This window comes from Streptomyces sp. AK08-02, assembly GCF_033795085.1.
GTDB classification, from domain to species: Bacteria; Actinomycetota; Actinomycetes; order Streptomycetales; family Streptomycetaceae; genus Streptomyces; species Streptomyces echiniscabiei.
Window position 1 is genome coordinate 1 of record NZ_JARAZV010000028.1, and the last position, 23,793, is coordinate 23,793.

At 70.3% G+C, this 23,793-nt stretch carries 18 protein-coding genes; 12 read left to right on the forward strand and 6 right to left on the reverse strand.

The features are described 5' to 3' along the window. Positions 1-300 precede the first annotated feature (300 nt). Complete coding sequence (locus PV734_RS41625; RefSeq protein WP_319092514.1) at positions 301-1,485, reverse strand: THUMP-like domain-containing protein; 1,185 nt, start codon at positions 1,483-1,485, stop codon at positions 301-303. A 90-nt stretch (positions 1,486-1,575) separates the two neighbouring features. Here PV734_RS41625 and PV734_RS41630 point away from each other — a divergent pair, with 90 nt between their 5' ends. The 4 genes from PV734_RS41630 to groL all read left to right on the forward strand — a co-directional run bounded on the left by PV734_RS41630 (position 1,576) and on the right by groL (position 5,695). Continuing rightward, positions 1,576-2,502: a polysaccharide deacetylase family protein gene (locus tag PV734_RS41630; protein ID WP_319294615.1), complete on the forward strand. Its 927-nt coding sequence runs from the start codon at positions 1,576-1,578 to the stop codon at positions 2,500-2,502. Next, on the forward strand, positions 2,499-3,302 hold the full coding sequence (locus PV734_RS41635) for a polysaccharide deacetylase family protein (protein ID WP_319294617.1): 804 nt from the start codon (positions 2,499-2,501) through the stop codon (positions 3,300-3,302). Before PV734_RS41630 ends, PV734_RS41635 begins: the two co-directional genes overlap by 4 nt. A 331-nt stretch (positions 3,303-3,633) precedes the next feature. After that, positions 3,634-3,942 carry a co-chaperone GroES gene (groES, locus tag PV734_RS41640; RefSeq protein WP_006377800.1) on the forward strand — a complete coding sequence of 103 codons (309 nt, stop codon included), beginning with the start codon at positions 3,634-3,636 and terminating at the stop codon, positions 3,940-3,942. 130 nt (positions 3,943-4,072) lie between these two features. Further along, positions 4,073-5,695 carry a chaperonin GroEL gene (gene groL / locus PV734_RS41645; RefSeq protein ID WP_319092511.1) on the forward strand — a complete coding sequence of 541 codons (1,623 nt, stop codon included), beginning with the start codon at positions 4,073-4,075 and terminating at the stop codon, positions 5,693-5,695. A gap of 84 nt (positions 5,696-5,779) precedes the next feature. Here the strand turns inward: groL and PV734_RS41650 are convergent, their stop codons facing one another. The 3 genes from PV734_RS41650 to PV734_RS41660 all read right to left on the reverse strand — a co-directional run bounded on the left by PV734_RS41650 (position 5,780) and on the right by PV734_RS41660 (position 8,147). Beyond that, complete coding sequence (locus tag PV734_RS41650) at positions 5,780-6,487, reverse strand: ester cyclase (protein ID WP_319092510.1); 708 nt, start codon at positions 6,485-6,487, stop codon at positions 5,780-5,782. A 102-nt stretch (positions 6,488-6,589) separates the two neighbouring features. Then, complete coding sequence (locus PV734_RS41655) at positions 6,590-7,363, reverse strand: SDR family oxidoreductase (RefSeq protein ID WP_319092509.1); 774 nt, start codon at positions 7,361-7,363, stop codon at positions 6,590-6,592. 121 nt (positions 7,364-7,484) lie between these two features. Next, entirely contained in the window at positions 7,485-8,147 is a 663-nt protein-coding gene (locus PV734_RS41660) for an MOSC domain-containing protein (protein ID WP_319294681.1), read from the reverse strand. Positions 8,148-8,278: 131 nt separating this feature from the next. Here PV734_RS41660 and PV734_RS41665 point away from each other — a divergent pair, with 131 nt between their 5' ends. Beyond that, entirely contained in the window at positions 8,279-9,178 is a 900-nt protein-coding gene (locus PV734_RS41665) for a LysR family transcriptional regulator (protein ID WP_319092508.1), read from the forward strand. Positions 9,179-9,233: 55 nt separating this feature from the next. Here the strand turns inward: PV734_RS41665 and PV734_RS41670 are convergent, their stop codons facing one another. Then, the gene (locus PV734_RS41670) at positions 9,234-9,563 is read right to left on the reverse strand and encodes a WhiB family transcriptional regulator (RefSeq protein ID WP_319092507.1); all 330 of its coding nucleotides are present in this window, start codon (positions 9,561-9,563) and stop codon (positions 9,234-9,236) included. Positions 9,564-9,967: 404 nt separating this feature from the next. Here PV734_RS41670 and PV734_RS41675 point away from each other — a divergent pair, with 404 nt between their 5' ends. The 4 genes from PV734_RS41675 to PV734_RS41690 all read left to right on the forward strand — a co-directional run bounded on the left by PV734_RS41675 (position 9,968) and on the right by PV734_RS41690 (position 14,351). Then, the gene (locus PV734_RS41675) at positions 9,968-10,579 is read left to right on the forward strand and encodes a response regulator transcription factor (RefSeq protein WP_003948568.1); all 612 of its coding nucleotides are present in this window, start codon (positions 9,968-9,970) and stop codon (positions 10,577-10,579) included. A gap of 256 nt (positions 10,580-10,835) precedes the next feature. Beyond that, positions 10,836-11,423, forward strand: a complete 588-nt coding sequence (locus PV734_RS41680; RefSeq protein ID WP_006377792.1) for a sigma-70 family RNA polymerase sigma factor — start codon at positions 10,836-10,838, stop codon at positions 11,421-11,423. Between the two features lie 184 nt (positions 11,424-11,607). Beyond that, positions 11,608-13,110, forward strand: a complete 1,503-nt coding sequence (gene guaB / locus PV734_RS41685; RefSeq protein ID WP_319092506.1) for an IMP dehydrogenase — start codon at positions 11,608-11,610, stop codon at positions 13,108-13,110. Positions 13,111-13,226: 116 nt separating this feature from the next. After that, the gene (locus PV734_RS41690; RefSeq protein ID WP_006377796.1) at positions 13,227-14,351 is read left to right on the forward strand and encodes a GuaB3 family IMP dehydrogenase-related protein; all 1,125 of its coding nucleotides are present in this window, start codon (positions 13,227-13,229) and stop codon (positions 14,349-14,351) included. A gap of 585 nt (positions 14,352-14,936) precedes the next feature. Here the strand turns inward: PV734_RS41690 and PV734_RS41695 are convergent. After that, positions 14,937-16,163, reverse strand: a complete 1,227-nt coding sequence (locus tag PV734_RS41695) for a nucleotide sugar dehydrogenase (RefSeq protein WP_319092505.1) — start codon at positions 16,161-16,163, stop codon at positions 14,937-14,939. A gap of 298 nt (positions 16,164-16,461) precedes the next feature. Between PV734_RS41695 and PV734_RS41700 the strand changes: the two genes are divergently transcribed. The 3 genes from PV734_RS41700 (at position 16,462) to PV734_RS41710 (ending at position 23,753) form a co-directional block, all read left to right on the forward strand. Next, complete coding sequence (locus PV734_RS41700; RefSeq protein WP_319092504.1) at positions 16,462-18,168, forward strand: glycerol-3-phosphate dehydrogenase/oxidase; 1,707 nt, start codon at positions 16,462-16,464, stop codon at positions 18,166-18,168. Between the two features lie 378 nt (positions 18,169-18,546). After that, positions 18,547-20,697, forward strand: a complete 2,151-nt coding sequence (locus PV734_RS41705) for a serine/threonine-protein kinase (RefSeq protein WP_319092503.1) — start codon at positions 18,547-18,549, stop codon at positions 20,695-20,697. 152 nt (positions 20,698-20,849) lie between these two features. Then, complete coding sequence (locus tag PV734_RS41710; protein ID WP_319294619.1) at positions 20,850-23,753, forward strand: protein kinase; 2,904 nt, start codon at positions 20,850-20,852, stop codon at positions 23,751-23,753. Positions 23,754-23,793: the final 40 nt, after the last annotated feature.

Below are 23,793 nucleotides of genomic sequence, written 5' to 3' on the forward strand. Positions count from 1 at the left end.
AGTGGCCCGACGAACTCCCACTCGGCATCGGACAGTTCATGGCGACGTATCACCCCACCATGATCCACTACTCAAGATCTTTTGAAGACACCGCCTAGGGGCGCGAGGAACTGCGCGACAAGCCCCCACGGACCGGCAGCCGAAGAACCCGCCGGGGCCTGCTGGGGGCGCGAGGAACTGCGCGACAAGCCCCCACGGACCGGCAGCCGAGGAACCCGCCGGGGCCTGCTGGGGGCGCGAGGAACTGCGCGACAAGCCCCCACGGACCGGCAGCCGAAGAACCCGCCCAACCAGCGGAGCTCACCGCACGGGATGCCCCACCAGCATCGCCGGCGCCCCCGCCACCCGAGTGAGAAAAACCGTCGCGGAGTTGGCCCCCCGAGGCTTCACCATCCTGCGGAGCTCCTCGGGCTCGACCGCCGACCCCCGCTTCTTCACGGTCAGCGCCCCGACCTCCCGCTCCCGCAGCAGAGCCTTCAACTTCTTCACTCCGAAAGGCAGTTGATCGGTGATCTCATAGGCGGAGGCGTACGGAGTGTCCCGCAGCTCATCCGCCGTCACATAGGCGATCGTCTCGTCGACGAGCCCTCCGCCGACCTCCTCGGCCACCTCCGCCACCAGATGCGACCGGATGACGGCACCGTCGGGTTCGTACAAGTACCGCCCCACCGGGCGTACTTGAGGATCCGGCAGCCCCCGCCCGACCAGAACGCGCGGCCCGGGCAGCAGAGTTGCCCGGACGGCCCCGGGCTCGGTCCCGAACCACAGCACCGCTTCCTTCACATCACCGCCGTCCGAGATCCACTCGGCCCCGGCGTCGGCGGGAATCGCCTCGTGCGGCACACCGGGAGCGATCTTCAGCGCGGCCAGCGGAGCCTTCCTGGCCGCTCCCACGGCCCACGAGAGCGGCGGTGAGTACGCCTCGGGGTCGAAGATCCTCCCGCGCCCCCCGCGCCGAGCGGGATCGACGAACACCGCGTCGTACGCCGTCGTGTCGACATCGGTGACATCCGCCTCCCGTACCTCCACGAGATCCCCGATGCCCAGCGCGTCGACGTTCGCGCGCGCGACGGCGGCCGTGAGCGGATCCCGGTCCACGGCGAGGACCCGGATGCCGGCCCGGGCGAGCGCGAGCGCGTCGCCGCCGATCCCGCAGCACAGGTCGGCGACCGAGGTCATGCCCAACTCCGCGAACCGCCCCGCCCGGTAGGCGGCCACGCTCGCCCGGGTCGACTGCTCGACCCCGTTGGGCGTGAAGAACATCCGCCCGGCGTCCTCGGCGCCGAACTTCGCCACCGCCCGCTGCCGCAGGCGCTCCTGTCCGAGCGCCGCCGAGACCAGCTCGGCGGGGTGCTCGCGGCGCAGCCGGGTGGCGACGGCCAGCTCACGGGCCGGCTCGGTACCGCGCACCTCGTCGAGGAGGGCGCGGCCCACCGGGGTGAGCAGGGCGGCGAAGGCGGAGAGGGGTGCGGCGAGGTCGTTCACCGGGTCATTGTGGGCCAGCCGGTGGACGACGTGCCTCCGGCGGCGGTGTCGGCCGCGATCCGGGGTCCCGCGCTGGGAAGATCCGGCACCATGCGAACGGTAGGACAAAATGACAAAAAGCGGTCAGTGGCCCGTGCCGGGATCGTCGCGCTCGCCATGGCCGCACTCGCCTCGGGCTGCGCGGAAGGAGCCGCCCCGCCGAAGAGCAGCCGCCCCGCCCCGGGCCAGGAACTGCGCCTGAACGCACCCCCGGCGCGCGCCCTCGACGCGTATGCCCGGAACCTGGGCCGCTCCCACGCGGCCCGGGTCGCCGCAGCGAAGCGGTGGGGCCTGAGCGCGCCCCCGCTGACCGCCCCCGCGCCCCCCACCCGCAGGGCGAGGCCCACGACCCGCAAGGGCTTCGAGGTCGACGACCACGAGAAGCGCGGCCTGCCGCCTGTCTTCACCACGATCCCCACCCGCGACAAGGTCGTCTTCCTCACCATCGACGACGGCGCCGAGAAGGACCCGGCGTTCCTGCGGATGATGAGCGAACTGAAGATCCCGTACACCGCCTTCCTCAGCGACTACCTGGTCAAGGAGGACTACGGCTACTTCAGGAAGATGCGCGACCGGGGTGTCGTACTCAACAACCACACCCTCCGTCACCGCTATCTGCCCGCTCTCTCCTACGAGAGCCAGAAGGCCGAGATCTGCGGCATGCAGGACGTGATCACCAAGCGCTACGGCACCCGCCCCGCCCTCTTCCGCCCGCCGTACGGCAACTACGACGAGGACAGTCTGCGCGCGGCGAAGTCGTGCGGCGTGAAGTACGTCCCGCTGTGGAACGAGGAGGTCTTCGCCGACCACTGGGAGTACCGGGAAGGGGACCGGGACCTCCACCCCGGGGACATCGTCCTCAGCCACTTCCGCGGCGAGGACGACGGGAAGGGCACGATGCCCGACATGGTCCGCCGCTTCATGAAGCTCGTCACCGCCAAGGGATACGCGGTGGCCCGTCTGGAGGACTACCTGTGACCGCGCGCCCACTGGCCGCCGCACTCGCCGCCGCGCTCCTGGCGGCGACGGCCACCGGCTGCGCCCAGTCCGTGGACCCCATCGAACGCCTGGGCAGAAGAGCGGCCCAGGCGGCCCACCACAGCCGCACACACTCCTCCTCGACCACCGACGCGCAGGCATACCGCCGCTGGGGCCTGTCGTCCCCCGTGCGCCTGGCCCCGCCCCCGTCCACGCACCCTCGCAGGATCCGCGCGGCCGGCCCCGGCCTCCCCCCGGTCGTCGACCGGGTCCCGACCCACGACAAGGTCGTCTTCCTCACCTACGACGACGGCGCCGAACGCGACCCCCGCTTCGTCGACCTGGTCCGCGAACTGCGCCTCCCGGTCAGCATGTTCCTCACGGCGCGTGTCGTGGGCCCGGGCTACGCCCACTTCGCCCGCCTGCGAGAGGTCGGCGCGAGCGTCCAGAACCACACCGTGGACCACCAGTCCCTACGGGGCCTGCCGTACGCCGGCCAGCGCGCCGAGATCTGCGGCCAGCAGGACAGACTCCGCGAACGGTTCGGCCTCCGCCCCCGCCTCTTCCGCCCGCCCTACGGCACCTACGACACGACCACTCTGAGAGCGGCCTCGGACTGCGGGGCCTCGGCGGTGGTGCGGTGGACCCCGGGGGAGGAGCCGCTCGGCCCGGGCACCATCGCCCTGGTGGGCCCGGACGACGACCTGAACGGCCCGCCCCTGGTCGAACGGACGGTGCGACTCCTCCAGGAGATGGAGCGGAAAGGCCTGAGCGTGGGCCGCCTGGAGGACTATCTCTGACCAGACTCCTCAGCCCGTCCGGCGTCTGAGGACGAGCGCGTCCGGCGCGACCACGGGGGCCTGGGGCCGGAGCCCCCGGAAACCGGCGCCCACACCCACCAACAGCACCTCACCGGAACCCACGATCACCGACCCCCCGCCCGCCGAACCGTCGGCGACATTGGCACTCCGCTTGACCGAGTGCTAATCGCAGTCATAGTCTCAGTTCTGGCACTCCCCCCTGGAGAGTGCCAACAGCGACGGGCAGGTCCGGCACCCGCGACGACGGATCGACCTGGTCGCCACCTCAGACAGTTAACCCCGTGAGATCTCCGAAGGGGGAGGTCGGATCGTGACGACCACCAGCTCCAAGGTTGCCATCAAGCCGCTCGAGGACCGCATTGTGGTCCAGCCGCTCGAAGCCGAGCAGACCACGGCCTCTGGCCTGGTCATCCCGGACACCGCCAAGGAGAAGCCCCAGGAGGGCGTCGTCCTGGCAGTGGGCCCGGGCCGCTTCGAGAACGGCGAGCGCCTGCCGCTCGACGTGAAGACCGGCGACATCGTGCTGTACAGCAAGTACGGCGGCACCGAAGTGAAGTACAACGGCGAGGAGTACCTCGTCCTCTCGGCTCGCGACGTGCTCGCGATCGTCGAGAAGTAATTCACCCGGATTCATCAGCATTACCAGCACTGCAGTGAACTGCGCCCCTGGCCCCCGCGACTCTCAACAAGCCGGGTGCTGGGGGCGCAGTTCGTTTCACCCACATTTCCGAGAGGGCTGAACCGCTCCCATGGCGAAGATCCTGAAGTTCGACGAGGACGCCCGTCGCGCCCTTGAGCGCGGCGTCAACAAGCTTGCCGACACGGTGAAGGTGACGATCGGCCCCAAGGGCCGCAACGTCGTCATCGACAAGAAGTTCGGCGCTCCCACCATCACCAACGACGGCGTCACCATCGCCCGCGAGGTCGAGCTCGACGACCCGTTCGAGAACCTCGGCGCCCAGCTGGTGAAGGAGGTGGCGACCAAGACCAACGACATCGCGGGTGACGGTACGACCACCGCCACCGTGCTGGCCCAGGCGCTCGTCCGCGAGGGCCTGAAGAACGTCGCCGCCGGCGCCTCCCCGGCCGCCCTGAAGAAGGGCATCGACGCGGCGGTCAAGGCTGTGTCCGAGGAACTCCTCGCGACCGCCCGCCCGATCGAGGAGAAGTCCGACATCGCCGCCGTGGCCGCGCTCTCCGCGCAGGACACGCAGGTCGGCGAGCTCATCGCCGAGGCGATGGACAAGGTCGGCAAGGACGGTGTCATCACCGTCGAGGAGTCCAACACCTTCGGTCTGGAGCTCGACTTCACCGAGGGCATGGCCTTCGACAAGGGCTACCTGTCCCCGTACATGGTGTCCGACCAGGAGCGTATGGAGGCCGTCCTCGACGACCCGTACATCCTGATCCACCAGGGCAAGATCGCCTCCATCCAGGACCTGCTGCCGCTGCTGGAGAAGGTCATCCAGACCAACTCCTCCAAGCCGCTGCTGATCATCGCCGAGGACGTCGAGGGCGAGGCCCTGTCGACCCTGGTCGTGAACAAGATCCGCGGCACCTTCAACGCGGTCGCGGTCAAGGCCCCCGGCTTCGGTGACCGTCGCAAGGCGATGCTCGGCGACATGGCCGCGCTCACCGGCGCCGAGGTCATCGCCGAGGAGGTCGGCCTCAAGCTCGACCAGGTCGGCCTCGACGTGCTGGGCACCGCCCGCCGCGTCACCATCTCGAAGGACGACACGGTCATCGTCGACGGTGGCGGCGACAAGGGCGCTGTGGCCGGTCGCGTCAACCAGATCAAGGCCGAGATCGAGAACACGGACTCCGACTGGGACCGCGAGAAGCTCCAGGAGCGCCTCGCGAAGCTGGCCGGCGGCGTGTGCGTGATCAAGGTCGGCGCCGCCACCGAGGTGGAGCTGAAGGAGAAGAAGCACCGTCTCGAGGACGCGATCTCCGCGACCCGCGCCGCGGTCGAGGAGGGCATCGTCTCCGGCGGTGGCTCCGCGCTCGTCCACGCCGTGAAGATCCTCGAAGGCAACCTCGGCAAGACCGGCGACGAGGCGACGGGTGTCGCGGTAGTCCGCAAGGCCGCCGTCGAGCCGCTGCGCTGGATCGCCGAGAACGCCGGCCTGGAGGGTTACGTCATCACCTCCAAGGTCGCCGAGCTCGACAAGGGCCAGGGCTTCAACGCCGCCACCGGCGAGTACGGCGACCTGGTCAAGTCCGGTGTCATCGACCCGGTCAAGGTCACCCGCTCCGCCCTGGAGAACGCGGCCTCGATCGCCTCCCTCCTCCTCACGACCGAGACCCTGGTCGTCGAGAAGAAGGAAGAGGAAGAGGCCGCCGCGGCCGGCGGCCACGGCCACTCCCACTGAGCCAACAGCTCACGCGGCACGAAGAAACCCCCCGTTCCTGGCTGGAACGGGGGGTTTCTCCCTTCGCGGGCGGTCCGATGCCCCCTACTGCTCCATGGAGTCCAGCACTCCGAGCTGCCCCATCAGCCCCAGCCGGTCGTACTCCCACCAGCCCTCGACGATCTTCCCGTCAGTGTCGAACCGGTGAATGGTCGTGCCGGTCATCGAGACATGTCTGCCACTGCTGGGAATCCCGAGGAAGTCGCCGCGCTGGGTCCCGTTCCACGTCCAGCGGGTGCAGACCCGGTCGCCCTGGGCGATCTGGTCGTGCACGGTGAACGCGAAGTCGAATCCCTCACGCCACATCTGCATCTCGCGCCGGGCCGCGTCCAGCCCGATGACATCCTGCTCGTTGGACGGGTCGTGGTCGTGGTAGCTCTCCACGAACAGGTCGTTGAGCGAAGGCAGTTCACCCCTGGTGGCGATCACCTCGAAGAACCGCCGCGAGGAGTCCGCGCACAACTGCTCGTCCCGCACCACGTCCAGATCCGTGAACGTCGGCATCTCGTCGCACAGGGCGACCATCTCCCGGAAGATCCGGTCCGTCTCCGGAAGATTCGAGTTCCGCATCGCCTCCTCGTACGACGGGAACTCCACGATCTCGACGAAGTGCGACGAGTCCGAGAGATCCTTGCCGAGCATCGTGTGCGTCGCGGACCTCTTCCCCTTGGTCTGCTCGACCCAGGTGTCCATCAGCCGGTTCATCTCGTCGAACCGACTGGTCTTGCAGTCAATCAGCTGTACGAACGTCATGGCGCCGCCTCCGGCCCCCCTGGGTCCGGTACCTCACTCCATACTCCCACCGGAGCCGCGGCGCCACCTCTCGCACCAGGACCCGTAAAGAGATCACTGAGATCACTGAGGCCCGTACTTCCGTCCCGTCTTCGACGAGATCCCGCCGAGCAGTGCCCGCGGCGTCACCTTCACCACGCCCATCAGCGCCTTGTAGCGCGGGTCCGGGATCGACAGCGACTTACCCCGGGCCAGATCGGCGAGCGCCGCCGCGACCAGCTTGTCCGCGTCCAGCCACATCCAGTTCGGGATGTTGTCCGTCCCCATCCCGGCCCGCTCGTGGAACTCCGTACGCACGAAACCGGGAGCCAGCGCCATCAGCCGCACCCCGCTCCCCGCCAGATCCTTCGCCGCCCCCTGCGTGAACTGCACGACCCACGCCTTCGACGCCCCGTACGTACCGCGCGGCACGAACGCGGCGACGGACGCCACATTGACGACACCCCCGCGCCTCCGCTCCCGCATGGCCTCGGCCGCGGCACTGGTCAGCCGCAGCACCGCCTCGCAGTGCACCTTGAGCATCCGCAGCTCGTCCGCCATCGAGACGTCGAGATAGCGGCCCTTGTTGCCGAAGCCGGCGTTGTTGACCAACAGGTCGACGGGGTTCTTGCGGTCCCCGAGACGTGCGGCCACCGCCTCGATGCCGGCGTCCGTCGCGAGGTCGGCGCTCAGCACCTCCGCCTCGATGCCGTGCCGGTCGTGCAGTTCGGTCGCCTGCTCGCCGAGCCGCTTGGCGTCGCGCGCCACCAGGACGAGGTTGTGGCCGTCGGCCGCCAGTCGTCGCGCGAACGCGGCGCCGATACCCGCGGTGGATCCCGTAATCAAAGCCGTTGTCATGGCGCAAGATTAGTGACCCGGGCTGTGCCCGTCCGCCCCCTGCACGCTCCCTCCCGATCGTGAAGTCCCCGCCAGGACACTCCGGGTAATCCCTTGTCAGCGGCCGTGCCCCACCTGCGAGTCAGCCGTACTTCCTCACATACGAGGCGGCTGCCGTCGCCGCCTCCGAATGCAGCGCCGCACCGGCCGTGAGCAGCCGTGGCAGCAGAGTCCGCTCGGTCGTCAGGGCCCGGAAGTACAGGGCGACCGTCACCTCGTGATCCGGCCGGTGCACGATGTCGACCGGGTCGCCCGCCCGTATCTCGCCCGGCTCGATCACCCGTAGATAGGCGCCCGGCGCACCCCGCTCCGTGAACCGCCGCACCCACCTTTTCTCACCCAGATGGCCCTGAAAGGTCGCACAGGGGATGCGTCCGCTGGTGACCTCCAGGACCAGCTCGGACCCGATCCGCCAGCGCTCGCCGATCAGCGCGCCGGACACGTCCAGGCCCCGCGTGGTGAGGTTCTCGCCGAACATCCCGTCGCGCAGCGGGCGGCCCAGCTCGCGTTCCCATGCGTCGAGATCCTCGCGCGCGACCGCGTACACCGCCTGTTCGTCGCCGCCGTGGTGCTGCTTCGAGCACACCGCGTCTCCGGCCAGACCGCTGCCGCCGATCCCCTTGGGCCCGGGCGCCGCCACCCGCACCGGCCCGTCCACCGGCCGTTTGTCGATGCCGGTGCCCTGCGGATGGTCCGTGTACGGCACGGACTGCGCACGACCCACGTTCACGGACAACACCTTCATCACCACTCTCGCCCCCGCACTCGCCGTTTCACCCATCGCATTCATGACCACGACCACACGCTAAGTCACTCATCCCCAAAGTGTCGACGCATTATTCTCCACAGAATCAAAGGATCACTTATGATCGAGAAATGATCGAAGCCCGTCATCTCCGTGTCCTGCGCGCCGTGGCCGCCACCGGCTCCTTCTCGGCGGCGGGCCGCGAACTGGGCTGCACCCAGCCCGCCGTGAGCCAGCAGATGAAGGCACTGGAAGCCTCGGTCGGTACCCCACTGCTCATCCGCAGCGGGCGCGAGATGCGCCTGACCCAGGCGGGCGAGGCCCTCGTGCGACACGCGGCGGGCATCCTCTCGGGCCTCACGGCGGCGGAGGAGGAGGTCGCGGCGATCGCCGGACTGCGGGCGGGCCGGGTCCGGCTGGTCTCCTTCCCCAGCGGCAGCTCCACCCTCGTCCCGACGGCCCTCGCCGCCCTGCGCGCCGCTCACCCCGGCACCCGGGTCTCCCTGGAGGAGGCCGAACCCCCGCACTCGGTCGAACTGCTGCGCGAGGGCGACTGCGACGTGGCGCTCGCTTTCCGTTACGAGGGAGCGGCCGGCGCCGGTGAGTGGGACGACCTGGTGGTCCGCCCCCTTCTCACCGACCGGCTCGTCGGCCTCGTACCCGAAGGGCACCGGTTGTCCCGCGCCGAGTCCGTCGCCCTGACCGAACTCGCCGCCGAGTCCTGGATCGCCGGCTGCCCGCGCTGCCGGGGCCAGCTGGTCGAGGCATGCGAGGGCGCGGGTTTCACCCCGCGCATCGACTTCGCGACCGACGACTACCCCGCGGTGGTCGGTCTGGTGGGCGCGGGTCTGGGCGTGGCGGTCCTGCCCCGGCTCGCCGTCGAGTCCGTACGGCCGCGGGGTGCGCGCATCGTGACGCTGGAACCGGCGGTCCGGCGGGAGATCGTCGCGCTGACCCTGCCCGATCTGGCACAGGTGCCGGCGGTCGCGGCGACGCTGGACCAACTCGCGCGGGCGGCGGACCGGGTCTGAGCGGGTGGGCACGCGTGCGCGTGCTCATGCGGGCCGCACCGAGAGAAACGTTCCTTCAGTTGTTCGAGTCGAGGTCCCCGCCACCGGCCGACGCCGACACCAGCCGGTTGCGGGCCCGTCCCATCAGCTCTTCGCGCTCGTCCTCGGTCAAACCGCCCCACACGCCGTACGGCTCGCGCACCGCCAGCGCGTGTGCCGCGCACTGCGCGCGGACCGGGCATCGCATGCAGACCTCCTTGGCCGAGTTCTCGCGAGCGCTCCGTGCCGCACCGCGCTCTCCCTCCGGGTGGAAGAAGAGCGAGCTGTCGACCCCACGGCAGGCCGCGAGGAGCTGCCAGTCCCAGAGGTCCGCGTTCGGACCGGGAAGGCGGGAGAAATCTGCCATTGTTTGTCCCCTTGTTGCCGTTCTGGGCTGAGTTGGTGCCCCTGACCGTACAACTACGATCTAAGGAGATGAAAATATGACTCATTGCGAATCTAGCCTCAGACACCAATAAAAGGGAAGAAAAACGGCTGAATGGGGCATAGGTTGTGATGAAACGTTGAGGGTCTGCTGTGCATGTCTGCACCGTGTCCACGCCCTCACGTAGAGTGCCGAAGACGACACACAGCCCCGTAACTCTTTCGAGTGACCGTCGTTGAGAGTGCGGAGGCGGTTGGAGGAACAAGCGCTCGGACGGGCGGCAGTACCCACTGCCGAGAAAATCGGTCGAGTGTCAACCGCACAGGTGACAATTCTGTACCAGCCTGGAGGCTCAAGGTGACGCGCATCAGCTGCGGAGGGCGGCCATGACATCCGTCCTCGTCTGCGACGACTCCCCGCTTGCCCGAGAGGCGCTCCGCCGCGCGGTCGCGACCGTGCCCGGTGTCGAGCGCGTGACCACGGCGGCCAACGGCGAGGAAGTCCTCCGCCGCTGGGGTGCCGACCGTTCGGACCTGATTTTGATGGACGTACGCATGCCCGGTCTGGGCGGCGTCGAGACGGTCCGGCGGCTGCTGTCCGCCGACCCCGGAGCGCGCATCATCATGCTCACCGTCGCCGAGGACCTGGACGGCGTGGCGCTCGCCGTCGCCGCCGGTGCCCGCGGCTATCTGCACAAGGACGCCTCGCGCGCCGAACTGCGGGCCACGGTGACGCAGGCGCTGGCCGACCCGACCTGGCGGCTCGCGCCGCGCCGACTGCGCTCGGCCGAGATGGGCGCCGCGCCCACCCTCACCGCGCGTGAGATCCAGGTCCTGGAAGGCATGAGCCACGGCCGGTCGAACGCGGAGATCGGACGCGAACTGTTCCTCTCCGAAGACACGGTGAAGACGCACGCCAGGCGCCTTTTCAAGAAGCTCGGCGCCTCCGACCGTGCGCACGCGGTGGCGCTCGGTTTCCGCTGGGGTCTGGTCCGTTAGATGGACCTCGCCGGGGGTGAGGAAGTCCCCGTCTACCGCATGGTGGGCGGGGGTCGCAAAACAGCCCGCCGGACAACCGCTGCTCGTTTCGCCGCGGATGCCGCATCCTTGAGGTGTGGAGTTCCTCGGGGACGAGTCGGTCGAGCGGAAGGGGAGGGCGCAGGATATGAGTTCCGGCGCACCTGCTCATAACGCTTCGGTGCACAACAACGGACGCGGTGCCACGGAGAGAGCGGCGCCAAGGCACCATGGTCCGATGCGTGACGACGAGGCGGCTTATGCCCATGGGGTGATTGGTTCCCTCGTCCATCGCGCCGTCGACGGGGACGAGCAGGCCACGCACGACCTGCTCGCCCATGTCCACCCCCTCGCCCTGCGCTACTGCCGTACCCGGCTGTCCCGACTGCCGGGCGACGCGCGGCATTTCGTGGAGGACCTGGCGCAGGAGGTCTGCGTCGCCGTACTCCTCGCCCTGCCGCGCTACCGCGACACCGGACGCCCGTTCGAGGCGTTCGTCTTCGCGATCGCAGCGCACAAGGTCGCCGATCTCCAGCGTGCCGCGATGCGCCACCCGGGTTCGACCGCGGTCCCCTCGGACGAGATGCCGGAACGCCCCGACGACTCCCTGGGTCCGGAGGAACGGGCCCTCCTCAGCAGCGACGCCGAATGGGCCAAGAAACTCATGGCCAACCTCCCCGAGAACCAGCGTGAACTGCTCCTGCTGCGCATCGCGGTGGGCCTCACGGCGGAGGAGACGGGCCAGATGTTGGGAATGTCACCCGGCGCGGTGCGCGTGGCCCAGCATCGCGCGTTGAGCCGGCTGCGAGCACTGGCGGAGCAGTAGGGGCCGCAGTACGGGCCCCGTTTCCCCTGCCCCGTATGAACGGCCGGGGCGCCGACTCCGTACGAACAGTCGATTCCGTACGAACATACGAAGCCTCGGGGCACCCCGCACCGTGGAATTCGGGACCCGTGCTTCCCGTTAGCATGGACATCCGCACCGAGCAAGGCCATTTGGGGAAGGTGTCATGACTGCAAACGTCGACGGAGTGCCCGCCAAGTTCGCGACACTCGGGCTTACCTACGACGACGTGCTGCTGCTGCCGGGCGCATCGGAAGTGCTGCCCAACGCGGTCGACACCTCGTCCCGCATCTCCCGCAACGTCCGCGTCAACATCCCGCTGCTGTCCGCGGCGATGGACAAGGTGACCGAGTCGCGCATGGCGATCGCCATGGCCCGCCAGGGTGGCGTCGGCGTGTTGCACCGCAACCTCTCCATCGAGGACCAGGTCAACCAGGTCGACCTCGTGAAGCGCTCCGAGTCCGGCATGGTCACCGACCCGATCACGGTGAACCCGGACGCGACGCTGGGCGAGGCCGACGCGCTGTGTGCCAAGTTCCGTATCAGCGGCGTGCCGGTGACCGACGGCAACGGCAAGCTGCTCGGCATCGTCACCAACCGCGACATGGCCTTCGAGACCGACCGCTCGCGTCAGGTCCGTGAGGTCATGACGCCGATGCCACTGGTCACGGGTAAGGTCGGCATCTCCGGCACCGAGGCCATGGAGCTGCTGCGCCGCCACAAGATCGAGAAGCTTCCCCTGGTCGACGACTCCGGTCTCCTCAAGGGCCTGATCACGGTCAAGGACTTCGTCAAGGCCGAGAAGTACCCGAGTGCCGCCAAGGACTCCGAGGGCCGGCTGCTCGTCGGCGCGGCCGTCGGTGCCAGCCCCGAGGCGCTGGAGCGCGCCCAGGCGCTCGCCGAGGCGGGCGTGGACTTCCTGGTCGTCGACACCTCGCACGGGCACAACAGCAACGCCCTGAGCTGGATGTCGAAGATCAAGTCGAGCGTCCACGTAGACGTGATCGGCGGCAACGTGGCCACGCGCGACGGCGCGCAGGCCCTGATCGACGCCGGCGTCGACGGCATCAAGGTGGGTGTGGGCCCCGGCTCCATCTGCACCACCCGCGTGGTCGCCGGCATCGGCGTACCCCAGGTGACGGCCATCTACGAAGCGGCCCTCGCGGCCCGCGTCGCCGGTATCCCGGTGATCGGTGACGGCGGCCTGCAGTACTCCGGCGACATCGGCAAGGCGCTGGCCGCCGGTGCCGACTCCGTCATGCTGGGCAGCCTGCTGGCGGGCTGCGAGGAGTCCCCGGGCGAGCTGCAGTTCATCAACGGCAAGCAGTTCAAGTCGTACCGCGGCATGGGCTCGCTGGGCGCCATGCAGTCGCGCGGTCAGGGGAAGTCGTACTCCAAGGACCGCTACTTCCAGGCCGACGTCGGCTCGGACGACAAGCTGGTCCCCGAGGGCATCGAGGGTCAGGTGCCCTACCGCGGTCCCCTGGCGAACGTGCTGCACCAGCTGGTCGGCGGCCTGCGCCAGACCATGGGATACGTCGGTGCGGCCACTGTCGGCGAGATGGAGACCAAGGGCCGTTTCGTCCGCATCACGTCGGCGGGTCTCAAGGAGAGCCACCCGCACGACATCCAGATGACGGTCGAGGCGCCCAACTACAGCCGTAAGTAGGCGCGAGCGGTAACCGGACGTGCGAGAGGCGGTCCCGGAGGCACTCCGGGGCCGCCTTTGTCGTACCCGTCGGGGATACTGGGAGGCGCAGAACCAAGGATGGAAAGGCCACACACGTGACTGAGATCGAGATCGGGCGCGGCAAGCGCGGCCGCAGGGCATATGCCTTCGACGACATCGCCGTCGTACCGAGCCGTCGTACGCGCGACCCGAAGGAGGTCTCGATCGCCTGGCAGATCGACGCCTACCGCTTCGAGCTGCCCTTCCTGGCGGCCCCCATGGACTCGGTCGTCTCCCCGGCCACCGCGATCCGCATCGGCGAGCTGGGCGGCCTCGGCGTCCTCAACCTCGAAGGTCTCTGGACCCGGTACGAGGACCCGCAGCCGCTGCTCGACGAGATCGCCGAGCTGGACGTGGACACCGCGACCCGCCGCCTCCAGGAGATCTACGCGGCTCCCATCAAGGAGGAGCTGATCGGCGCGCGCATCAAGGAGGTGCGCGACTCGGGTGTGGTCACCGCCGCCGCGCTCTCCCCGCAGCGCACGGCCCAGTTCTCCAAGGCCGTCGTCGACGCGGGCGTGGACATCTTCGTCATCCGCGGTACGACCGTCTCCGCGGAGCACGTCTCCGGAGCGGCCGAACCGCTGAACCTGAAGCAGTTCATCTACGAGCTGGACGTCCCGGTGATCGTCGGTGGCTGCGCCACCTACACCGCGGCCCTGCACCTGATGCGCACCGGCGCGGCCGGCGTCCTGGTCGGCTTCGGCGGCGGCGCCGCGCACACCACGCGCAACGTGCTGGGCATCCGTGTCCCGATGGCCACCTCGGTCGCCGATGTGGCCGCCGCCCGCCGCGACTACATGGACGAGTCCGGCGGCCGGTACGTGCACGTGATCGCGGACGGCGGCGTCGGCTGGTCCGGCGACCTCCCCAAGGCGATCGCCTGTGGCGCCGACGCGGTCATGATGGGCTCCCCGCTGGCCCGCGCCACGGACGCGCCCGGCAAGGGCCACCACTGGGGCATGGAGGCCGTCAACGAGGAGCTGCCGCGCGGCAAGAAGGTCGACCTCGGCACGGTCGGCACGATCGAGGAGGTCCTCATGGGCCCCTCGCACACGCCCGACGGCTCGATGAACTTCTTCGGCGCCCTGCGCCGCGCCATGTCCACCACGGGCTACAGCGACCTCAAGGAGTTCCAGCGCGTCGAGGTGACGGTGGCGGACTCGCAGCACATGCGATGAGGTGCCGCCGCGCTTGGCTTGGGCGGCGTGAGTGAGTAAGTGAGCAGACGAAGGGGGCCCGGTTACCCGTGAGGGTGGCCGGGCCCCCTTTTGTGTGTCCAAGTGGCGCTGGTGGGGCGCGTTTCGCGGGTGGGGGCGCACGGTTGCGTTCGGGGTGAATACGCGCCGGTCAAGGGTGGCGAGGCCGCTAGCGTGTGTATCGGCGCCCCAGTTCTCTGGAGCGCCCCCTTCCAGGGACATGGTTCCGGACCCCCGCCCATCGGGGCCCGGCCCGAGTTCCAGCAAGCTGCCTACCGGGTCTATGGGCGGTGTCGCGGAAGGGGGCGCCCATGGGTCGCCACCGCAAGCCCACCCGCTGGGATCGGATCCGTCTTCGGGCGGTCAAGTTCCGGAGGAGGTGCATCTTGTGGACATACGGATGGTGAGCGGCCGCCCCCATGAGAAGTAGGGGCGGACACCCGTGAACCATCCCGGAGCCTGCCGCAGTCAGACCCTGCGGTGGGCTCCACCTGCCTTGTACGGTACCGACGCGAGAGCCCACGCGCCACTGACCCCCGAGGCTCAGCTGCCCCCACGCGCCCCCCTTCACAACCGATGCGCCGCCCCCGTAGGAGTCGCACCCCGCGTGTCCAGCAGCAGCTGAGCCTTCACCGACAGGCCCTGGAGGTCGTACGTGCGGTGCTGCTGGAGGAGGATCGTCAGGTCGGCGTCGGCCGCCGCCTCGTAGAGGGAGTCCGCGCGCGGGAGGGGGCGGTCCAGGACGCTCCAGGACGGGATGTGGGGGTCGTGGTAGCTGACCGAGGCGCCCAGTTCCATCAGGCGGATCGCGATCTCCTGGGCGGGGGAGCCCTGTTGGTCGGCGAGGTCGGGCTTGTAGGTGACGCCCAGCAGCAGCACGCGTGCGCCCCGGGCCGATTTGCCGTGCTCGTTCAGGAGTGTGGCCGCGCGTTGGATGACGTACTGGGGCATGTGGTTGTTGACCTGCTGGGCCAGTTCCACCATGCGCAGGGCGCGGCCCGTGCGTCCGGTGTGGCCCGTGTGGTTGTGCAGGTCCTGGGGTACGGCATGGCCGCCTACGCCCGGGCCCGGGCGGAATGCCTGGAAGCCGAACGGCTTGGTCTCCGCGCAGCGGATGACGTCCCACAGGTCGACGCCGAGGTCGTGGCAGAGGACGGCCATCTCGTTGACGAGGGCGATGTTGACGTGCCGGAAGTTGGTCTCCAGGAGCTGCACCGTTTCCGCTTCCCGGGGTCCACGCGCGCGTACGACCTTGTCGGTGAGCCTGCTGTAGAAGGCGGCGGCCGACTCGGTGCAGGCGGGGGTGAGGCCGCCGATGACCTTCGGGATGTTGGCGGGGGTGAAGTCGCGGTTGCCCGGGTCGACGCGGCTGGGGGAGTAGGCGAGGTGGAAGTCGCGGCCCGCCTTCAGCCCGGAGCCCTCTTCGAGGAGCGGGCGCAGGAACTCCTCCGTCGTTCCCGGGTGAACGGGCGACTCCAGGATCACCGTGGTGTGCGGGCGCAGGCGCGCGGCGAGGGTGCGGGCGGCGGCCTCCACCTGGCTCAGGTCGAGCGCTCCGTCAGCGCCTCGTGGGGTGGGCGCGCAGATGACGGCGGTGCGTACACGGCCGAGTTCGGCGGGGCCGGCGGCGGTCCGGAAGCCTCTGGAGAGCATCCGGCGCAGTTCGGCGGCGGTGAGGGAACCGGCCTCGGGGCCGGTCTTGTAGCCGAGTGTGGGGATGCCGGCGGCGACCGCCGCCTGGGCCAGTGGCAGGCCGAGATGTCCGAGTCCGATGACGGCGAGGTCTGCGGGCATGCGTGGGCCGTCCTTCCCAGTAGCCGAAGCGGGACAGGTGCGCAAGCCCTGTGGACAGAACGAGCGAGCGCAATGTCAGACTAGGAGTAAATATGACCGATATGCGTGATTGGGTGGGCGAGTTTCCACAGGTGTTTCTGTGTGGGTTGTCCACAGGCTGAGGGCGGGTGGTGGCCGAAGTCGGGCGACCCGGTCAGAATTCGGGCAGAGGGATTCGGGCAGGCGCAGTCGTACGGCGTGAACCACAGTCGGCCGGTCGTGCGGAGACGGCCGGTGCGACCGACAGCGGGAGGCAGCGATGAGGACAGCGGCACTGGGACCGGCACAGCGTGCCGAGTCACTGGCAGCAATGGCCGAGCGTGAGCTGGATGTGCTGGTCGTGGGCGCCGGCGTGGTCGGAGCGGGCACCGCGCTCGACTCCGTGACCCGCGGTCTGTCCACGGGACTGGTGGAGGCCCGTGACTGGGCGTCGGGCACGTCGAGCAGGTCCAGCAAGCTCATCCACGGCGGCCTGCGCTATCTGGAGATGCTCGACTTCGCCCTCGTCCGGGAGGCGCTGAAGGAACGCGGGCTTTTGCTGGAGCGGCTCGCTCCGCACCTGGTCAAGCCGGTGGCGTTCCTGTATCCGCTGCAGCATCAGGGCTGGGAGCGGCTGTACGCCGGGGCGGGCGTCGCGCTCTACGATGCGATGTCGATGGCCCGCGGACACGGGCGGGGTCTGCCGGCACACCGTCACCTGAGCCGCCGTCACGCCCTGCGTGTCGCACCCGCCTTGAAGAAGGACGCGCTGGTCGGAGCGTTGCAGTACTACGACGCACAGATGGACGACGCCCGCTTCGTGGCCACTCTGGTGCGCACGGCGGCGGCGTACGGCGCGAAGGTCGCCAACGGCGCTCGGGTGACCGGCTTCCTGCGGGAGGGGGAGCGGGTCGTCGGTGCCCGGGTGCGGGATGTCGAGGGCGGCGGGGAGTACGAGATCCGCGCCCGGCAGATCGTCAACGCCACCGGGGTGTGGACCGATGACACCCAGGCGATGGTCGGCGAGCGCGGACAGTTCCATGTCCGGGCGTCCAAGGGCATCCATCTGGTCGTACCCAAGGACCGGATCCACTCGACGACCGGGCTGATCCTGCGCACCGAGAAGTCCGTGCTGTTCGTCATCCCGTGGGGCCGGCACTGGATCGTCGGGACGACGGACACCGACTGGGACCTGGACAAGGCCCACCCGGCGGCCTCCAGCGCCGACATCGACTATCTGCTGGAGCACGTGAACTCGGTACTCGCGGTGCCGCTGACGAGGGACGACGTCCAGGGCGTGTACGCGGGCCTACGACCCCTGCTCGCCGGGGAGTCCGACGCCACCAGCAAACTGTCGCGCGAGCACACCGTGGCGCACCCGGTGCCGGGCCTGGTGGTCGTGGCGGGCGGCAAGTACACGACGTACCGGGTGATGGCGAAGGACGCGGTCGACGCGGCCGTGCACGGTCTCGACCAGCGGGTCGCCGAGTGCGTGACGGAGGACGTGCCGCTGCTGGGTGCCGAGGGCTACCGCGCGCTGTGGAACGCCAGGGCACGCACGGCCGCGCGCACCGGTCTCCATGTGGTGCGTGTGGAGCACCTGCTGAACCGGTACGGCTCGCTGGCGCAGGAGGTCCTCGATCTGATCGCCGCGGACTCCTCGCTCGGCGAGCCGCTGCAGGCCGCCGAGGACTATCTGCGGGCGGAGATCGTGTACGCGGCCTCGCACGAGGGCGCGCGGCATCTGGACGACGTGCTGACCCGGCGGACCCGGATCTCGATCGAGACGTTCGACCGGGGGACGCGCAGTTCGCGTGAGGCGGCGGAGTTGATGGCGCCCGTCCTCGGCTGGGACAAGGACCAGATCGAGCGTGAGGTCGAGCACTACGACAAGCGCGTGGAGGCGGAGCGCGAGTCGCAGCGGCAGCCCGACGACCTGACGGCGGACGCGGCGCGGCTGGGTGCGCCGGACATCGTGCCGCGCTGACGTCTCCGCGACTTCCGGTCCCGAACCGCGGGTTTCGGCCTTTCGGTAACCTCCCGGCCGCCCTTCTCGAACTCCTGACCGTCACTCGAACGAGCATCGTGAGCTGGGATCTTTGCCCGGCACCCGTCCGTTCTACGGGGTGCGGGGGCAGAAGTCGGCGGCGAGCGGGGCCGGTTCGGGACCGGGGCCCGCGCTCGCGACGGGGTCCATTCGAGAGGGGGGATGGCAGTGACAGCAGGTGGGGCGGGGGGTGTGTTGCTCCACGCGGCCTTCCTTCCCACGGGCCGCCGTCCGTCCCGAGGGGCACCCGGGGCATCGGCCGGTTGTCGGGTGAGGGACAATGGAGGCTCTGTCAGGGCGGGTTGGTTGAGGGGACGCATGTCGGAGGCGGAGCGGGCGGGAGCATCCCGTCAGGACAGGAGTGAGCGTCTCCTCGCCGGGCGGTACCGGCTGGGAGGAGTCCTCGGCCGCGGCGGCATGGGCACCGTCTGGCGTGCGGAGGACGAGACCCTCGGCCGGACGGTCGCCGTCAAGGAGCTGAGATTCCCGGGGAGTATCGACGAGGACGAGAAGCGGCGGCTGATCACGCGGACGCTGCGCGAGGCCAAGGCGATCGCGCGGATCCGCAACAACAGCGCGGTGACCGTCTTCGACGTGGTCGAGGAGGACGACCGGCCGTGGATCGTGATGGAGCTCGTCGAGGGCAAGTCGCTCGCCGAGGTCATCCGTGAGGACGGGCTGCTGGAGCCCCGGCGCGCGGCCGAGGTGGGCCTCGCGATCCTCGACGTCCTCAGGTCCGCGCACCGTGAGGGCATCCTGCACCGCGATGTGAAACCGTCGAACGTGCTGATGTCCGAGGACGGCCGGGTCGTCCTCACCGACTTCGGTATCGCGCAGGTCGAGGGCGACCCGTCGATCACCTCGACCGGCATGCTCGTCGGCGCGCCCTCCTACATCTCGCCGGAGCGGGCCCGAGGCCACAAGCCCGGCCCCGCTGCCGACCTCTGGTCGCTCGGCGGCCTGCTGTACGCGTCGGTCGAGGGTGTGCCGCCGTACGACAAGGGGTCCGCGATCGCGACGCTGACCGCGGTGATGACGGAGCAACTGGAGGAGCCGAAGAACGCGGGCCCGCTGAAGGACGTGATCTACGGGCTGCTCAACAAGGATCCCGCCAAGCGGCTCGACGACGCCGGTGCGCGCAGGATGCTCAACGCGGTGATCCACGCTCCCGAGCCCAAGCCGGCCGCGCCGGAACCGATGGACGCCACGAAGGTCGTGCCGTTGCCGGTTCTGCCGGGCAAGGGCAAGGGAGCCGGTAGGAGCGCGGAGAGCGGGAGCCAGGCCGAGTCGGGTTCCGGGAGCAAGCGGGTCGAAGAGGCCGGCGAGCGGTTCCGGGGGGCGTTCCGGTCCGTGAAGAAGGCGGCCGTCGCGGCGAGCGCCGGGGCGGGAGCCGCGGTCCGTACGAAGTCCGCGGGCTCCGCCGGCACGGCCGCCGCTTCCGAGCCCGCAGGAGCGGCCGGGGCCGTCGCGGCCTCGGGGAGTGTGCCTTCCGCCGGTGTGGCGGACGAGGCCGCGAAGACCGACGACGCGCCGGAGACCGGGACGCGGACCGACGGTACGGCGCGGGGGACTGTCGTTCCCGGTGCTCGGGACGGCCAGGCTCGGGACCGGGGAGCGCAGGGCGGCAACGCCGCTACCGGGGGGCGTAGTTCGGGGTGGCCCGTGGTGCCGCCGCCGGATCTGCCGCCGCGGTCCGTGCCCAGGGCGCCGCTCACCGACGTGGTGCCGAAGCGCACGCTGGTGCTCATCGCGGTGGTCGTCGCCGTCATCGTGCTCGGCGTGGTGCTGGCCCTCGTGCTCGGGGGCGACGACTCCACCGACAGTTCCGCCGGCGGGGCGAAGAACGGCGGGGACAAGGTGACTTCCACGTCCTCCGACTCCGCCGAGACCAAGGAGGACAAGGACGACGGCACCCGTACGGACGGTGGGCAGAGCGCCGACCCCACGACCGGCAAGGAGACGGGAACCGGGACGGGTACGGGAGCGGGGAGTTCGCCCAGTGCGTCCGTGAGCGCGTCCGGTGAGTCCGGCCGCCCCGCGGGAGTGTCCACGTACACCGCTGGACAGGGGTTCTCCATCGGACTGCCCGCCGGGTGGAAGTACCAGTCCACGGGAGCCGCGGGGGCCCGCTTCGCAGGGCCCGACGGACAGAGGCTGCTCGTGGGATGGACCACCACGCCCAAGAGCGACCCCGTGGCGGACTGGAAGAACCAAGAGCAGTACATGACGCGTTCCCAGTACGACCGGATCCGAATAGCGAAGGTGAGCTACCGCGGCTGGAACACGGCCGACTGGGAGTTCACCTACGCGGAGGGCGGGACGAAGTACCGGTCGGTGGACCGGGGGTTCGTCGTCGACGGCCAACTCGGGTATGGGCTCATGTTCACGGCGAAAGCGTCGAATTGGGACAGTGAGCTGCGCAAGGAGACATGGCGGACCTTCACGGAGACGTTCGAGCCGAAATCGTGATGCCCGCGCTTCCGAGTTGAGGCCGTGAGATCTCGAATCCCCTCTTTGTGAGTTGCCTCCGGCACGTATCGTGAGTGGTTGCGGACCGTACGCATGCAGAACGGGACGTATGGCGAACGGAATTGAGCAGCCGGACGGTCGGGGGAGGCATCGTGGAGGAATATGCGGGGCGGGTACTCGCCGACCGCTACCGCCTGCCGGTGCCGCCGTCCGATGAGTTCGAACAGCGCGAGACCCGAGCCTTTGACACCTACAGCGGGCAGGAAGTCCTGGTCAGGCAGGTGCCGTTGCCCGAAGTCGTCGAGGCTGAAGTGCTTGACGCGGACGGGTTGCCGGACGGGTTCGTGGCGCGGGACGGGCGTCGGGTGCGAGGCGCTGCCGTGCGGTCCACGGCCACCCGCCGACCCAGCGACCCGACCGTACTGCGCGCCATAGAGGCCGCGCAGGCCGCCGCGTCCATCCCCGATCATCCACGGCTCGACCAGGTCTTCGACGTGTTCGCGCAGGGCGGTTCACTGTGGATAGTGAGTGAACTGGTGCCGGCCAGGCCCCTGGAGTCGCTGCTCGCGGAGAAGCCGCTGACGCCGTATCGCGCGGCCGAGGTCGCCGCCGACGTCCTCATGGCCCTGCGGGTGCTGCACGCCCACGGCTGGGTGCACCGCAACATCACCGAGCGCACGGTGCTCGTCTGCGACGACGGACGCGTGATGCTCACGGGGCTGGCGGCCGGCGCGGCGGAAGAGGCGCTGTGCGGCTACGACCCGGTACCAGGCCGGGACGGGCCGGGGGCGACCGGTGTGCCGGAGGGCGCGACCGCGGCGGTCGGCGCTCCCGGGACGGTTGGCGGCGCGGGCCGTCCGGCTGGAGGCGGCGGGGGTTACGGGGTTGCCGGGGGGACGTTCGCCGGCGATTCCGGTGGGGACCCCGAGTCTGCCCGGCGTGCCGCGATAGAAGCGCGCTCCGCCGGCCGAGCGGGTTCGTCGGCGAGCGGTGGCGGCGGGGGCGGTGGGTACGGGCAGTCACCGGCTTCGTCGGCGGGAGGACAGGCCGTAGCGAGGCCGCAGGGCCTGACCGGCGGTGGGGTCGGTGGTCCCGGACACTCCGGCGGGGGTTACGGGGTCGCCGGGGGGACGTTCGCCGGGGATTCCGGCGCGGACCCCGAGGCCGCCCGGCGTGCCGCCATCGAGGCACGGACGGGTGGAGGGATGCCCGGGACGGGCGTCGAGGGGAGTACCGGAGGCTCCGGTGAGCGTCGGGCGTCGGAGACCGAGGGGGACATCCGGGCGGCGCGGGCCGGGGCCATCGCCGCGTATCGGGCGGGGGCCCGGGCAGCGGCCCGGGTTCAGGAGGCCGAGCAGAGCGGGCGCATGGCGCTGCCCGGAGCCCGGCCTTCGATCGAGGCGGCCGGTGACACGGCTGCCGGTGTGCACGGCGCCGGTGAGCGGGCTCCGGCCACTCCGCCTCCGGGGCAGATCGCCGACCCCTACGGCGTGCGCAACACTCCTGCCTGGAACGGCGTGGCCCTCCCCGCGACCGGAGTCCCCGGGCACGCCGCACACGCGCGTACCGCCCTCCCCGCCGGAGGGACCGGCGCTGCGGCGCACGGAGCGGCCGACGGCATTCCGCACCAGCAGCAGCACCGCCCGCTCACCCACGCCGCGCCCCAGGACCAGCCACACACCCAGCCGCAGGACCAGCGCCCGCCCGCCGATCGTGTCCCCGGGCGGTCCCCGGGCCACTGGGACGGCGCGGCCGTCGCCGACGCGCCCAGGCGTGGGCCCGCCACCGCACTGGCCGCCGAGCGGGCACGGCAGGCGCGGATGGCTGTCGTCGGCGCGGTGACCGAGCGTTGGGCGCCCGAGCAGGCCGGGCCCGTCCACGAGAACTGGCAGCTGGCCGCGCCCATCGGTCCCGCGACGGACCTGTGGGCGCTCGGCGCGCTGCTCTTCAGGGCCGTCCAGGGTCACGCGCCCTATCCCGAGGAGTCGACGGCCGAGCTGGTGCAACTGGTGTGCGCCGAGCCGCCCGCCTTCGCGGAGGAGTGCGGGCCGCTGCGGCCCGTCGTGGAGTCGCTGCTGCGTCAGGACCCCACCGAGCGGCTCGACTTCGAGGAGCTGAACGGCTGGCTGCGCTCCCTCGTCAGGTCGGCGCCCGAACCGGAGGCCGGTGCGCACGTCGTCGCCGCGCCCCCCACCGATCCGCGCCGGCTGCCGATCGTGCGACGCCGGGGCGAACTGGTGCGCAGGCGGAAGGCGGGCCTGCCCGCGGCCGGTCCGCACGGTCGGCACAAGCGGGCCAGGCAGGAGCAGCGGGCGCCCCGCAAACTGGGCCGCAACCTGCTCCTCCTGATACTGCTGGTGCTGGCCGCGGCGATCGCCTACGCCATGTTCTTCATGCCGAAGGCGAACAGCGACGGATCGCGGGACGGGGAACGGACCGGTTCCGCCGGGAAGGTCAGTGCGGCGCCGGAGCAGTCGTCCGACACTCCGGACGCGAGCAGCGAACCGAGGCCCGAGCAGACCTCGCCCGGCGGCGGAAAGGGCAACAGCGCCTCCCCGTCGGCGGGTTCGTCCGAGACGACGCCGACCGACGGGCCCGATGCCGCCGCCGGTTTCACCGTGCGCACCGACCCGGCCGGATTCCGCGTCGCCGTGGCCGACGGCTGGGACCACACGGGCAAGAACGGGCGCGGCCAAGTCGTCTACTCACACGGCTCGTTCCAGCTGATCGTCGTACCGGGCCGGGACACCACCAAGTCGTCCGGCGCCGATCCGATGGCGTACCAGCGGGAGCGGGAGTACGAGTTGCAGCCGTTCCGCGACTCGACGTGGGCCACGTCCAGCGGGATGCGGACCATCGAGGTGGGCGGACGGACCATGGTCGAGGGGCAGTTCACCTGGCAGAACAGCTCCGGCAGCGAGGTGTTCGTACGCAATCTCGCGATACTCGTCGACGGCCGGTACCACGTGGTCCAGGTGCGCGGACCGGAGGCCGAACGGGACGAGGTGACCCGCCTCTACGAGCAGGCGGCGGCGACCTATCAGCCCACCGGCTGACCGTGCGGTCGTGCCCGGCGGGCAGAACCGTCACAGTGCT